The sequence below is a fragment of the Pseudomonas sp. L13 genome (assembly GCF_009935965.1).
GTDB lineage: Bacteria > Pseudomonadota > Gammaproteobacteria > Pseudomonadales > Pseudomonadaceae > Aquipseudomonas > Aquipseudomonas lactis.
Window position 1 is genome coordinate 116,141 of record NZ_QODJ01000008.1, and the last position, 13,333, is coordinate 129,473.

General features: G+C 60.8%; 12 protein-coding genes and 1 other RNA gene. 10 read left to right on the forward strand and 3 right to left on the reverse strand.

What is annotated here, in order from left to right; genetic code table 11:
• The first annotated feature begins 11 nt into the window (after nucleotides 1-11).
• The 4 genes from ffs to DK871_RS07475 all read left to right on the forward strand — a co-directional run bounded on the left by ffs (nucleotide 12) and on the right by DK871_RS07475 (nucleotide 4,020).
• Nucleotides 12-108: signal recognition particle sRNA small type (ffs, locus tag DK871_RS07460), an RNA gene on the forward strand.
• Nucleotides 109-261: 153 nt separating this feature from the next.
• Nucleotides 262-2,223: a hypothetical protein gene (locus DK871_RS07465; RefSeq protein WP_161904549.1), complete on the forward strand. Its 1,962-nt coding sequence runs from the start codon at nucleotides 262-264 to the stop codon at nucleotides 2,221-2,223.
• 158 nt (nucleotides 2,224-2,381) lie between these two features.
• Nucleotides 2,382-3,428, forward strand: coding sequence for an N-acetylmuramidase family protein (locus DK871_RS07470; protein WP_161904550.1), 1,047 nt, complete (start codon nucleotides 2,382-2,384; stop codon nucleotides 3,426-3,428).
• 1 nt (nucleotide 3,429) lies between these two features.
• The gene (locus DK871_RS07475; RefSeq protein ID WP_161904551.1) at nucleotides 3,430-4,020 is read left to right on the forward strand and encodes a hypothetical protein; all 591 of its coding nucleotides are present in this window, start codon (nucleotides 3,430-3,432) and stop codon (nucleotides 4,018-4,020) included.
• Nucleotides 4,021-4,138: 118 nt separating this feature from the next.
• Here the strand turns inward: DK871_RS07475 and DK871_RS07480 are convergent, their stop codons facing one another.
• Nucleotides 4,139-5,002: a LysR family transcriptional regulator gene (locus DK871_RS07480; RefSeq protein ID WP_003193202.1), complete on the reverse strand. Its 864-nt coding sequence runs from the start codon at nucleotides 5,000-5,002 to the stop codon at nucleotides 4,139-4,141.
• 98 nt (nucleotides 5,003-5,100) lie between these two features.
• Here DK871_RS07480 and DK871_RS07485 point away from each other — a divergent pair, with 98 nt between their 5' ends.
• The 6 genes from DK871_RS07485 (at nucleotide 5,101) to DK871_RS07510 (ending at nucleotide 11,732) form a co-directional block, all read left to right on the forward strand.
• Nucleotides 5,101-6,042 carry a DMT family transporter gene (locus tag DK871_RS07485; RefSeq protein ID WP_161904552.1) on the forward strand — a complete coding sequence of 314 codons (942 nt, stop codon included), beginning with the start codon at nucleotides 5,101-5,103 and terminating at the stop codon, nucleotides 6,040-6,042.
• Between the two features lie 77 nt (nucleotides 6,043-6,119).
• On the forward strand, nucleotides 6,120-8,162 hold the full coding sequence (gene dnaX / locus DK871_RS07490) for a DNA polymerase III subunit gamma/tau (protein ID WP_161904553.1): 2,043 nt from the start codon (nucleotides 6,120-6,122) through the stop codon (nucleotides 8,160-8,162).
• Between the two features lie 43 nt (nucleotides 8,163-8,205).
• Entirely contained in the window at nucleotides 8,206-8,544 is a 339-nt protein-coding gene (locus DK871_RS07495; protein ID WP_003193199.1) for a YbaB/EbfC family nucleoid-associated protein, read from the forward strand.
• Nucleotides 8,545-8,684: 140 nt separating this feature from the next.
• Nucleotides 8,685-9,719 (forward strand): NADP-dependent oxidoreductase, encoded by a 1,035-nt coding sequence (locus DK871_RS07500; RefSeq protein ID WP_161904554.1) that lies wholly within the window; start codon nucleotides 8,685-8,687, stop codon nucleotides 9,717-9,719.
• Between the two features lie 66 nt (nucleotides 9,720-9,785).
• Nucleotides 9,786-10,388, forward strand: a complete 603-nt coding sequence (recR, locus tag DK871_RS07505; RefSeq protein WP_032895829.1) for a recombination mediator RecR — start codon at nucleotides 9,786-9,788, stop codon at nucleotides 10,386-10,388.
• A 195-nt stretch (nucleotides 10,389-10,583) separates the two neighbouring features.
• The gene (locus DK871_RS07510) at nucleotides 10,584-11,732 is read left to right on the forward strand and encodes an acyl-CoA dehydrogenase family protein (RefSeq protein WP_161904555.1); all 1,149 of its coding nucleotides are present in this window, start codon (nucleotides 10,584-10,586) and stop codon (nucleotides 11,730-11,732) included.
• Nucleotides 11,733-11,841: 109 nt separating this feature from the next.
• On the opposite strand, the gene DK871_RS07515 is transcribed toward DK871_RS07510, so the two are convergent.
• The gene (locus tag DK871_RS07515) at nucleotides 11,842-12,390 is read right to left on the reverse strand and encodes an adenine phosphoribosyltransferase (protein ID WP_003193191.1); all 549 of its coding nucleotides are present in this window, start codon (nucleotides 12,388-12,390) and stop codon (nucleotides 11,842-11,844) included.
• A 76-nt stretch (nucleotides 12,391-12,466) separates the two neighbouring features.
• Complete coding sequence (gene fnr, locus DK871_RS07520) at nucleotides 12,467-13,201, reverse strand: fumarate/nitrate reduction transcriptional regulator Fnr (RefSeq protein WP_005790290.1); 735 nt, start codon at nucleotides 13,199-13,201, stop codon at nucleotides 12,467-12,469.
• Between the last annotated feature and the right edge of the window lie 132 nt (nucleotides 13,202-13,333).

Here is a 13,333-nt window from a genome sequence, read left to right on the forward strand (position 1 = left end):
TATGGTGACCCCATCGGTCCCCCCGCAACGATTACCCGTGAACCTGGTCAGAGCCGGAAGGCAGCAGCCACAGCGGGAACATTGTGTGCCGGGGTGTGGCTGGTGGGGTTGCCTCCATAACGCTCCCTTCTGCAGTCCCTTCTAAAACTCAAGTTAGTATTCAGCCAGTCATCTGTGATGCTTATTGCACAGTGCATGACGGTCATTTCGCATCTAGTGGCATACTCCCAAGCGTCTCTTCCCCCCTGGCTACGAGGCTCTATGCACTCGGAACATTTCGACTTATCCAGCCCTGTTTTCTTGCCGATCACCGAGCAAACCTGTGCGGGTTTGTTGGGCAGCGAGGGTTGCGATGCGCTTGTAGCCCTGAGTGAGCCGCAGTTGGCGGCGGTGTTGGTGATCCAGAACCTGGCGCAGGTGCCGGAAAGCGACCTGAGCGCCAATGGTGCTGAAAAAGTGTTGGCCAAGCTGATTGACTGGGCAGTAGAGGCCAGCCATTCGGCCAGTGTGTCCCTGCTCTCTGAAGCACAGCGGCTGTTCGATCAGAGGAAGCTGTACTTCGGCCTCAATGTGGTCAAAAGCTTGAAGCTGCGCTTTCTGCTGGAGGAGGAAGTACAGGCGCGGGACTATCTGTTGCCCAGTGGCAAATGGGACGTCGAGTATAAAGTCCGCCACCTCAAGGCCAATGACCCGTTCAGCCAGCAGGTGATCACGCCCAGGCACCGCGAGCGCTGGTTGAGCGCCGAGCAGGACAAGCTGCTCAGAACCTTCCGCGCCAATCTGAACGAAGACCTGCATGTGCAAGGCTACGCCGGCATTGGCAAGAGTCACCTGCTGGTGGCCTTGCTGGAGCACCTGCGCCCGGAAAAGACCTTGTTGCTGGCGCGTACTCCGGCAAAACTCGAAACCCTGCGTGCCCGCATGGTGGGTGTGCGCGAGCGTAAGGCCGGGCATACCTTCCAGGGCTTTGCCCATGCCCTGTTGCATGGCCCCAGGTTACAGCCGCTGAATACACCGGCGAGGGTGCCGACCAAGCAGGCGCTCGCTCAAGAATTGAATATCTTTGGTTTTCGCCGCCTGGAAGGGCAGGCGGTGGTGGAGGTGTGCCTCAAGGTACTTGAGGCCTACTGCTGCTCTTGGGAGTACAGCCTGTCGGCCCAGCATTTGCCGCATTTCAAGCAACCGCTCGCCGGGGTCGATGCCAGGGTGCTGCTCGAATATTCCAGCCGGTTGTGGGGCTACCTTGAGGCGAACCCGGCCTGGGGCCGCCACACCGGGTTTGAAGCCTTGTTGATGATCAAACGCGCCAGCCTGGCAGGCTGCGTGGTGCCCGAGCGCTATACCCATGTGCTGATCGATGAGAGCCAGGACATCCCGGCGCCGCTGCTGCAAATCATCGAGCGCGGCCGCCAGGTGCTGATCACCTTGGGGGATGAGTATCAGCAGGCCAGTGGCGGCGTGGTCAAGCGCGCCCGTGAGGTTCGCCATACCGACGTGTGCTACTCCGTGCGTTCCGGGCGCAATGTCGAGCGCCTGGTCAACCCATTGATCAGCTTACACTCGGAAAAAACCAAAACGCTTTTCGAAGGCGCCCGCGATGCCGACGTGGGTATTGAGTTTTATCCGCAGGGTTTCGTACCCCCGCAAGGTTGCGTGGTGTTGACCGCGTCCCCTTGGGACACCATGCAGTGGGCGATCCAACTGAGCCACGCCCGTTGTGCGTTCGGCCTGGCGAGCAAAGATGCCCAGCAGTCGCTCAAGCACTTCATGGACACGGTCATCGCGTTGTTCAAACCCGATTTCTATAGCAATGAGTTCAATGACCTCGGGCCCCATCCGTTTTTCAGCGACATGGCCGATTGGCAGCAGGTGCGCGAAGCCTGCCAGTTCGACGAGGCGTTTGTGTGGGTCGAGGCTGAGCTGGAAAAAGGCTTCAACGTGGCGGATGTCACGCGTTTGAATCGGCTGAGCGGCCATCCGGACGAGCGCGTCCTGCTGATGCTGGCGCAGGACGCGGGCGGCATGGAGTTCGACCGGGTACTGCTCACCCCGGAACTGTTGACCAATGTGAAGTTCCAGGACGCCTATGCATTCGATCAACGACTCTGCGCGGTGTATATCGCGATTTCACGGGCCAGGGTGCAGTTGTACCTGCCCTACGATGTGGTCGAGTGGCTCGACTACCACAAGTATCAAAAGACCCGTGAATCCCACGGTTACTGAGCGATTTAATCCGGCTGTTTCACAACTTTCATAACGCCCTCTGGACAACCCGCAGACCGCCTTGTTAGCTTGCGCCGGCCACTTGTTTCAGAGTATGACAAGGGCATGGATTTGATATTGAAGTGCTATCGCTTCTTTCACTCACAAGGATGTCTGTCATGAAAAGCCTGCAAGGGTTGCCTCGTCTTATCAGTGCTCCGGTAGGGACGCCCGGCAAAGCCCGCAACTTGCCCGCCGATGTTCAGTGCATCCAGTATCTATTCAATTTGATCATTCCCAAGATGGGGTTTGCCTTGCTGGAAAACGGCAAGTGCGACGGCCAGTTGGTGCAGTGCATCAGCCAGTATCAGTTTCGCCATCTCAAGTACGCCCATCCCGATGGCGTGATCGACCCCACCGGGCGCACGTTCAACAGTCTGATCGAAGAGGCGCTGAAGGTGCCGGTGCGGGCTTTTCCTAACACGCGCATTCCGACGTTTCTCAACATTTTCGGCAATAACAACATCGATGCGGTACAGGCCACGGTCAATGTGTACCTGGACCGTGTGCGTGCGGTGATCGAGGCCGAGCGGCGTAACCGGCAGTTGATGATGCAGTCCACCTGCGACGGCGGGACGACCTTGAGCGATACGGATTTCCAGAATGCCGCCAAGCAATTGGGCAACGGTATTTCGGTGAATGTGGTCAAGGCGTTCGCCACGGTGGAGTCGGGCGGGAAGGTGGGTTTTGGGCCGGCCAAGTTGCCGATCATCGCCTTTGAAGGGCACCACTTTCGCAAGTACACCAAGCACATCTACGACCAGTCGCAGCCGCTGCTGTCGTATGTCTACAAGAAAAAAGCCGGCGCGCAATGGCAGACGAACAACAAGGATCAGGTCAAGGCCTGGGAGACCATGGCCACTGCCTTTGCGCTGGACCAGGAAGCGGCCTTGATGTCGGCCTCCTGGGGCATGTTTCAAATCATGGGGTTCAATTTTGCGGCGTGCGGGTTCAAGACGGTGTTTGAGTTCGTGGCGTCATTGAAGGTCAATGCCGGTAATCAACTCAAGGCCTATCTCAGCCTTTGCAGCCACAACTCGGCCTTGTTGAGCGCGATGAAAAACAAGGATTTTACCGCCATGGCCCGAAACTATAATGGCGACGATTACGGCAACTATGACGTCCTGATGAAACAAGCCTACGAAGCCTTTGAAGGGAAGAAATAAGATGATTCGTTATCTGGCGATGGGAGTGTTGTCGTGGTGCGCCGTGGCGCCCGCGTTGGCCGGCTCGGCGGCGTTGCATTCAGGTAAATATGAAGGGCTGATGCTGGCGGTGACGCCTGGGCATCAGGTCGAGGGGTTCTATCAGGAATCGATGGGCGAGGGTGTGGCCCGTGGTTGCACGTTCTACCTGCAAGGCAAGCCCGAAGCGCTCACCACCTGGCGGGACGCTGCCTACCCAGGCAGTTTGGCCGCGGCGCCCGACGGGGTGACCCTGACCGTGGCGCAGGGCCGCCAACACCCTGGCTGCATCAATGTGCTGATGCCGGAAATCGCCACGGGCCTGGAGCTGAGCCAGACCGCCAGCAAACAATGGATCGGTTTGGTGACGGTGTCTGCCGACAAGGCTTACCTGCTGAAAACGCCGGGCGCCAAAGTGACCAAGCGTCCCTACATCGTCAAACATGATGTGGTGGGCGTACTGGCGTTCAAGGACGGCTGGGCGCAGGTGGAATTTATCAACGCTGACGACCGTTCGTTCACAGGCTGGATCAGCCAGGGCCAGTACGCACGGTTGGCTGCGCCGAAGCCCTGAATTGTAGGAGCGAGCTTGCTCGCGAAAAACGTCAACGATAACGCGTGCTTTCTGAATAGACGCGGCGCCTGTGAGTTTTTCGCGAGCAAGCTCGCTCCTACATTAGGATTAGGGCACGTCAGCCGAAGGTCTCGCGCAGTAGCCCGGCAAATGCATCTCGCGCCAGGTGCCGCTGGGTGTCCGTGTGCCAGAACAACAGGTTGTCCACGGGCGCCAGCGCTTCAAAGCGATACGACGCCAACTGATTGGCCTGCTCATAGCGCGCCAGGATCCCCTCGGGTGCCAACGCCACGCCAATCCCCGCACTGACGCATCCGATGATCGTGCCCCAACTGGCATAGCTGGCAATCGCTGGCTTGACGTCATGGGGCTTGAGCCAGTTTTCCAGGGCGGCGCGATAAGGACAGCCCGGCGGCCATACCAGCAATGTACGGCCGGCCAAGTCCTCGGCGCTGTTGATGGGGGCGCTGCACGCGCTGGCGATCAGCACCAGGCGTTCGCTGTAGACCACGCTCTGTTCCAGCTTCGTGCGTTTGCCGCCGGCTGCCACCAGCGCCACATCCAGGCGGTGGTGCTGCAGGTCGTCCAGCAATTGCGCCCAGGCACCGGTGACCAGTTCCAGGCTGACATCGGGATAACGCCGGTGGTATTCCGCCAGCAGCGGCGGCAAGCGCCCGCTGGCACTGGACTCCACCGCACCGATGCGCAAGGTGCCACGGGGAATGGCGTTGGCATCCACGGCGCGTTTGGATTCATCCACCAAGGCCAGGATACGTTCGCAGTAATCCAGGAAGATCTCTCCCGCTGCGCTGATCGCCAGCCCTCGGCCAGCACGGATAAACAGCGGCGTGCCCAACTCGCTTTCCAGCTGCTTGATGCGCGTGGTGATGTTGGACGGCACGCAGTGCAATTGCAGCGCAGCCTGGGCCACGCTGCCGGTTTGCGCCACGGCTCGCACCATTTTCAGTTGGGCCAGTTCCATTGCTCAGTTCCAATGATTTCAGAAGTCAGAAACGCTTAATTGTCCTATGCCTTGCCTGGGCCAAGACTGGCAGCATTCCTTTTGCGTGGATGCTGTCGATGAATACTCCGTCACCTCTGAAGCTTACGCTAGTCATTGCCAGCGTCATCCTCTGTTGGGCGTATTCCCCCATCGGCGTACACATGGGGCTGCACAGCTACAGCCCAGGTCAATTGGCGCTGCTGCGGTTTTTGATCGCCTCTGTATTCATGGGCGGCGTAGCCTGGGTGGTGGGAATTGGACGGCCACTGTTACGCGACCTGCCGTGGCTGCTGGTGCTGGGTTTTTTCGGGGTGTTCCTGCACCACACCAGTCTCAACTATGGGCAGCAATGGGTGACGGCGGCAGCGTCGAGTGTGTTGGCACAGTCGGCGCCGTTGTTCAGTGTATTGATCGCGTTTTTCTGCTTGAAGGAGCGGGTCAGCGCCTGGCGGTGGGGCTGCGTGCTGTTGGGGTTGGCCGGCGTACTGGTGGTGATCTGGGGCGACCAGGGCATGGGCGAGCTCAACCCGCGAGGTTTGCTGATCTTGCTGGCGGCCTGCTCATGGAGTGTGTACTTCGCCATCCAGCGGCATCATGCCCAGCGCTACAGCCCGTTGACGATGGCCTGCTACATGGTGTGGTCCGGTACCCTGATGCTGTGCGTGCACCTGCCGGGCCTGCCTGCTGCCGTCGTGCAGGCACCGATGGCGGAGAATCTCGCCGTGCTGGTGCTGGGCATCTTCCCCAGCGCCTTGGCTTATCTGGCCTGGGGTTACGTGCTGAAGCACGTCGAGGTCAGTCGCGCGTCAGTGGCGATGTACCTGATTCCACCGGTTGCGATGCTGATGGCCGCCATACTGCTTGGCGAGCACGTTGCCCTGCAGGTGATGCTGGGCGCGGTGATCGTGCTGGCCAGCGTCGCCGCTATCAGCCTGGAAAGGCGGTGGTGTTCAGGCGTGCTGGCAGAACGCCCGCCGGTGCCCTCTGGGAGGCCAATTGAACAGGCTTCGTCAGATTAGACGAGCGTGCCGGATGCAATTTCCCCCCTGCTCCGCTAGCATTACCGGCTTCCGCTTCCCAGTTGCGACGGTTTTCGATGAGTTATCAGGTTCTTGCACGTAAATGGCGCCCGCGCTCGTTCCGCGAAATGGTCGGCCAGACCCATGTGCTCAAGGCTCTGATCAATGCCTTGGACAGCCAACGGCTGCACCACGCCTACCTGTTCACCGGTACACGCGGGGTGGGCAAGACCACGATTGCGCGCATCATCGCCAAGTGCCTGAATTGTGAAACCGGTATCACCTCGACGCCTTGTGGCACCTGTTCGGTGTGCCGTGAGATCGACGAGGGGCGTTTCGTCGACCTGATCGAGATCGACGCCGCGAGCCGTACCAAGGTCGAAGACACCCGCGAACTGCTGGACAACGTGCAGTACGCGCCGAGCCGTGGCCGCTTCAAGGTCTACCTGATCGACGAAGTGCACATGCTGTCCAGCCATTCCTTCAACGCCTTGTTGAAAACCCTGGAAGAGCCGCCGCCCTACGTCAAGTTCATCCTGGCCACCACCGACCCGCAGAAACTTCCGGCAACGATTTTGTCGCGGTGCCTGCAGTTCTCCCTGAAGAACATGACCCCCGAGCGTGTGGTCGAGCATTTGACCCATGTGCTGGGCGTCGAGAACGTACCCTTCGAAGACGACGCACTGTGGTTGCTGGGCCGCGCCGCCGACGGTTCGATGCGCGATGCCATGAGCCTCACCGATCAGGCCATCGCCTTCGGTGAAGGCAAGGTCATGGCCGCCGACGTGCGCGCCATGCTCGGTACCCTGGACCACGGCCAGGTGTTCGACGTGCTGCACGCGCTGATCGAGGGTGACGCCAAGGCGTTGCTCGAAGCGGTGCGCCACCTGTCGGAGCAAGGCCCGGACTGGAACGGCGTACTCTCTGAAATTCTCAACGTATTGCACCGCGTTGCCATTGCCCAGGCCCTGCCGGAAGGCGTGGACAACGGCCACGGCGACCGTGATCGCGTATTGGCCCTGGCCCAGGCTTTGCCGGCCGAGGACGTGCAGTTCTACTACCAGATGGGCCTGATCGGCCGCCGCGACCTGCCCCTGGCGCCCGACCCGCGGGGTGGCTTTGAAATGGTGCTGCTGCGCATGCTGGCGTTCCGGCCAGCAGATTCGGCAGACGCGCCGAGACAGCCGCTAAAGCCAGTGGGGATCAGCCAGGCCACAGTTGATTCCGCCAAACCCGTGGCTGGCGCGGCCGTTGTTGCGCCAGTAGTTGCCGTGCCGGAGCCGGTTGCGCCGGCACCTGAGCCCGAGCCTGCTCCGGTTGCCGTAGCGCCGGTGGTCGAGCCCGCGCCCGTGGTCGACTTGCCCTGGAATGACCCGGTCGAAGCGCAAGTTGAGCCCGAGCAACAGCCTGCTGTAGAACCCGTGCTGGAAACCACCGGCGAGCAACCCGAGCTGACGCCGATGCCCGCGCCGACACCGGACAGCGTGGTGCCGGATGCCCCTGAGTGGGTATCGGCCCCGGTTCCTGAGCCGACGGTTGCCCAGGTTGATGCGGCTACCCCAGGCATTGACCTGGACGACGAACCGCCGCTGGACGAAGACTACATCGAGCCGGACATGGATTCGGCCTACAGCTACCTGGACGACTTGGCCAGCGAGCACACCGCCGAACCTGCGCCCGAGCCCGAGGCAGAACCTGCCGCGGCCCCGGCTACCGGCCTGGCCCTGCAATGGCTGGAATTGTTTCCGAAATTGCCGATCTCCGGCATGACCGGCAGTATCGCCGCCAACTGCACCCTGATTGCCATCGAAGGCGACCACTGGCTGCTGCACCTGGACCCGGCCCATAGCGCCTTGTTCAATGCGACCCAGCAGCGCCGGCTCAACGATGCGCTCAACCAGTACCATGGGCGCACGCTGACCATCGCCATCGAACTGATCAAGCCCGAGCAGGAAACTCCGGCCCAGGCCGCGACCCGTCGGCGCCTTAACCGCCAGCGCGAGGCCGAGGATTCGATCCACGCAGATCCGCTTATCCAACAAATGATGCAACAGTTCGGTGCGGTCGTCCGCCACGATACTATTGAACCTGTCGAAGCCCCGGTGTCCCAAGCGTCATGACGCCGGGCTACTCATTGATCCACGTACTTTTGAGGTGATTCCCATGATGAAAGGTGGCATGGCCGGCCTGATGAAGCAGGCGCAGCAGATGCAGGAAAAAATGGCCAAGATGCAGGAAGAGCTGGCCAACGCCGAAGTCACCGGTAAAGCCGGTGGCGATATGGTCAGCGTGGTGATGACCGGTCGTCACGACATCAAGCGTGTCAGCATCGACCCAAGCGTATTGCCGGGCGTGGGTGAAGATGACCTGGAAATGCTCGAAGCGCTGTTCGCCGCAGCTGTCAATGACGCTGTGCGCAAGATCGAAGCCAACAGCCAGGACAAAATGTCCGGCGTGACCGCGGGCATGCAACTGCCACCGGGCATGAAACTGCCGTTCTGACACACGCTTTAGCTAGACTCAAATGCCAGGCATCGCGCCTGGCATTTTTTTTGCGCGGTCGAAACATCGAACCCCGAGTCTTCATCCATGGTCTGCACCCTATACCGTGTACCCCCTCACCGATATAAGGAGCCCCGCTGATGCCTCAAGAATTGACGCTCAACCAACGCATCGTTCTGGTCTCACGCCCTCAAGGCGCACCCACGCCGGAAAACTTTCGCCTGGAACGTGTAAGCCTGCCGGACCTGGCAGACGGTCAGGTGCTGCTCAAGACCCTGTATCTGTCTTTGGACCCCTACATGCGTGGACGCATGAGTGACGCGCCGTCCTACGCTGCCCCAGTGGAAATCGACGAGGTGATGACCGGCGGAGCGGTTAGCCGCGTCGAGCAATCGCGCAACCCGAAATTCGAAGTGGGCGACCTGGTGGTCGGCGCCACCGGCTGGCAAAGTCACTGCATTTGCGAAGGTCATAACCTGATCCCGCTGCCCAAGGGCCTGCCGAGTCCGTCGATGGCCCTGGGCGTACTGGGTATGCCGGGCATGACGGCCTATATGGGCCTGATGGATATCGGCCAACCCAAGGCCGGGGAAACCCTGGTGGTGGCGGCTGCGTCGGGCGCGGTGGGGTCGGTGGTGGGTCAGGTGGCCAAGCTCAAGGGCTTGCGCGTGGTGGGCATTGCCGGTGGGGCTGACAAGTGCCGCTATGTGGTGGAAGAGTTGGGCTTTGACGCCTGTATCGACCACAAGAGCGAAGATTTCGCCCATGAGCTGGCCCTGGCCTGCTTCAAGGGCGTGGACATTTACTTCGAAAACGTTGGCGGTAAAGTCTTCGATGCCGTGCTGCCTCTGCTCAACCCCAAAGCGCGCGTGCCGCTGTGCGGGTTGATCGCCGGCTATAACGCCCATGAAGCGCCCAGCGGCCCTGACCGTTTGCCGGCGCTGCAACGCACCTTGCTGACCAAGCGGGTGCGCATCCAGGGCTTTATCGTGTTCGACGACTATGGCGACCGCCAGCCGGAGTTCCTCAGCGCCATGGCGCCTTGGGTGCGCGAGGGCAAGATCAAGTTCCGCGAGGACGTGGTCGATGGCCTGGAGCAGGCGCCCGAAGCCTTTATCGGCCTGCTCGAAGGGCGCAACTTCGGCAAGTTGGTGGTGCGCGTCGCGCAGGATTGAGTATTTGACGCTAATCCGGGGCGCGGGTATAAACCGCGTCTCGTTGTTTTGTCGGACCCTTCGCCCATGAGCTTCAGCCCCCTGATTCGCCAACTGATCGACGCCTTGCGCACTTTGCCCGGTGTCGGCCAGAAAACTGCCCAGCGCATGGCGCTGCAACTGCTGGAGCGTGATCGCAGCGGCGGCACTCGCCTGGCCCAGGCTCTGAGCCAGGCCATGGAAGGCGTGGGCCACTGCCGCCAGTGCCGCACCCTTACCGAAGAAGAACTCTGCCCACAATGCGCCGACCCGCGTCGCGACGACACGTTGCTGTGCGTGGTGGAAGGGCCGATGGATGTATACGCCGTTGAGCAGACCGGTTATCGCGGGCGTTACTTTGTGCTCAAGGGCCACCTGTCGCCGCTCGATGGCCTGGGGCCGGAAGCCATCGGTATTCCACAATTGGTGGCGCGGATCCAAGAGCAGGGCACCTTCACTGAAGTGATCCTGGCGACCAACCCGACGGTGGAAGGTGAAGCCACGGCGCACTACATCGCCCAACTGCTGACCAACAAAGGCTTGATCACCTCGCGGATTGCCCATGGCGTGCCGTTGGGAGGGGAGCTGGAGCTGGTGGATGGCGGTACCTTGGCGCACTCGTTCGCAGGCCGCAAACCCATCGCCCTCTAAAACTCACTGCAGTCCCAATGTGGGAGCTGGCTTGCCTGCGATAGCATCACCACGGTGTAACTGAAAGACCGAGGCGCTGGCATCGCGGGCAAGCCCGGCTCCCACATTGGTTTTGTGTGACGGCAAAAAGGTATTCGGCTTGATAACCAAGCAAGCGCTTGGTAAGTTCGCTCCATCCCGCCATGGAGCTTGCCGATGTCTGCCTATCAGGAATACTTCGATCCCAGTCACCAATTGGTCCGCGACAGCGTGCGCCGCTTCGTCGAGCGTGAGATATTGCCCGGCATCGAGCAGTGGGAGGAGGCGCAAAGCTTTCCTCGCGAGCTCTACCTCAAGGCTGGTGCGGCGGGCATCCTGGGGATTGGTTACCCCGAAGCGTTGGGGGGCAGCCACGAAGGCGATCTGTTCGCCAAGGTCGCCGCCAGCGAAGAGCTGATGCGCTGCGGCTCTGGTGGCGTGGTGGCAGGGCTCGGCTCCCTGGATATCGGCCTGCCGCCCATCGTCAAATGGGCCCGGCCCGACGTGCGTGAACGCATAGCGCCCCTGGTGCTGGCCGGCGAGAAGATCATCGCCCTGGCGGTCACCGAACCCAGCGGCGGCTCAGATGTAGCCAACCTGCAAACCCGTGCCGTACGTGAGGGCGAGCATTACCGCGTGAGCGGCGCCAAGACCTTTATCACCAGTGGCATTCGCGCTGACTTCTACACCGTGGCCGTGCGCACGGGCGGGCCGGGCTTTGGCGGCATCAGCCTGCTGCTGATCGAAAAAGACACCCCGGGTTTTACCGTCGGCCAGCCGCTGAAGAAGATGGGCTGGTGGGCGTCGGACACCGCCGAGTTGTTCTTCGACGATTGCCGCGTGCCCGTGGGCAATCTTGTCGGCGTCGAGAACATGGGCTTTGCCTGCATCATGGGCAACTTCCAGAGCGAGCGCCTGGCCTTGGCGCTGATGGCCAACATGACCGCGCAACTGGCCCTGGAAGAAAGCCTCCAGTGGGCCGCCCAGCGCGAAGCATTCGGCAAACCCATCGGCAAATTCCAGGTGCTCAAGCATCGCCTGGCGGAAATGGCTACCGCCGTGGAAGTTTCCCGCGAGTTCACCTATCGCCAGGCCGCGAAGATGGCCGCCGGCAAGAGCGTGATCAAGGAGATTTCCATGGCCAAGAACCTCGCCACCGATACCGCCGATCGGGTGACGTATGACGCGGTGCAGATACTGGGCGGGCAGGGGTATATGCGTGGCAGCCTGGTGGAGCGGCTGTATCGCGATAACCGCATTCTGTCGATTGGTGGCGGGACGCGTGAAGTGATGAATGAAATCATCAGTAAGCAAATGGGGTTGTAAACCGGGGTGTACTTTCGGGCCTCATCGCGGGCAAGCCCGGCTCCCACAGGGGAATGCATTCCATTGTGGGAGCCGGGCTTGCCCGCGAAGGCGGCAGTACTGACGACCCTTATCTTTCGGTCAGCCCAAACTGGGTCAGACAAAACGTCGGAATCCCCATGTCTGCCAACCGCTGCGAACCACCCAGCTCCGGCAAATCGATAATCGCCGCCGCTTCAAAGATCTTTGCCCCCATGCGCCGCACCAGGTTCGCCGCCGCTATCAGGGTGCCGCCGGTAGCGATCAGGTCATCGAACATCAGCACCGAATCACCTTCGCACAGGCTGTCAGCGTGCACTTCCAGGAAGGCCTCGCCGTACTCGGTCTGGTAACCCTCGGCCAGCACGTCTGCCGGCAGCTTGCCTTGCTTGCGAAACAGGATCAGCGGCTTGTTGAGCTGGTAGGCGATGATCGAGCCGATCAGGAAGCCACGGGCATCCATTGCACCGATATGGGTGAAGTCGGCTTCGACATAGCGTTGGGCAAAGCTGTCGGCCACCAGGCGCAGGGCGCGGGGCGATTGGAACAGCGGCGTGATGTCACGGAAGATCACCCCAGGCTTGGGGAAGTCGATGACGGGGCGAATCAGGGATTTGATGTCGAACGAATCAAAGGTCATCGTCGAGGAGTCCTGGGCGGAAAACGGACTCGAAGTATACCTGCGGCCTCGCCGATTGGCGCGGCCGCAGTCTGGATCAGACCTCCAGGGAACCGCCAGCCAATGCACACAGCTGGATCGGGTCGAGGATATGCACCTCTTTACCTTCTGCGGCAATCAACTGGTTCTGCTGGAAACGGGTAAACACGCGGGACACGGTCTCCACTGCCAGGCCCAGGTAATTACCGATCTCATTGCGCGACATGCTCAGGCGGAACTGGTTGGCCGAGAACCCACGGGCACGGAAGCGCGCCGACAGGTTGACCAGGAATGTGGCGATGCGCTCGTCGGCGGTTTTCTTCGACAGCAGCAGCATCATTTGCTGGTCGTCACGAATCTCGCGGCTCATCACGCGCATCAACTGGCGGCGCAATTGCGGCAGTTGCAGGGCCAACTCATCCAGGCGCTCGAAAGGGATTTCGCACACCGACGTGGTTTCCAGGGCCTGGGCCGACACCGGGTGAATCTCGGTGTCCATCCCCGACAGCCCAACCAACTCGCTGGGCAGGTGGAAACCGGTGATTTGCTCTTCGCCGCCATCGCTGAGGCTGAAGGTTTTCAGCGCGCCCGAACGTACTGCATAGACGGAATCAAACTTGTCGCCCTGGCGAAACAGAAACTCACCTTTTTTCAGCGGGCGGCCGCGTTTGACGATGTCGTCCAGCGCATCCATGTCTTCCAGATTCAACGAAAGTGGCAGGCAGAGGGGTGCCAGGCTGCAATCCTTGCAATGGGCCTGGCTGTGAGCGCGCAGTTTGACTGGCTCGGACATTTCTTAAATCCTTGTGGGAAAACACACATAAGACGTAAGGGTAACGCACTGGGGGGCAGCGAGGCCAGCGTGTACAGAAAACCTGCACAGGTATAAAGCTTTGTTGCTTGAGGTCGATACAGAGAGCACATC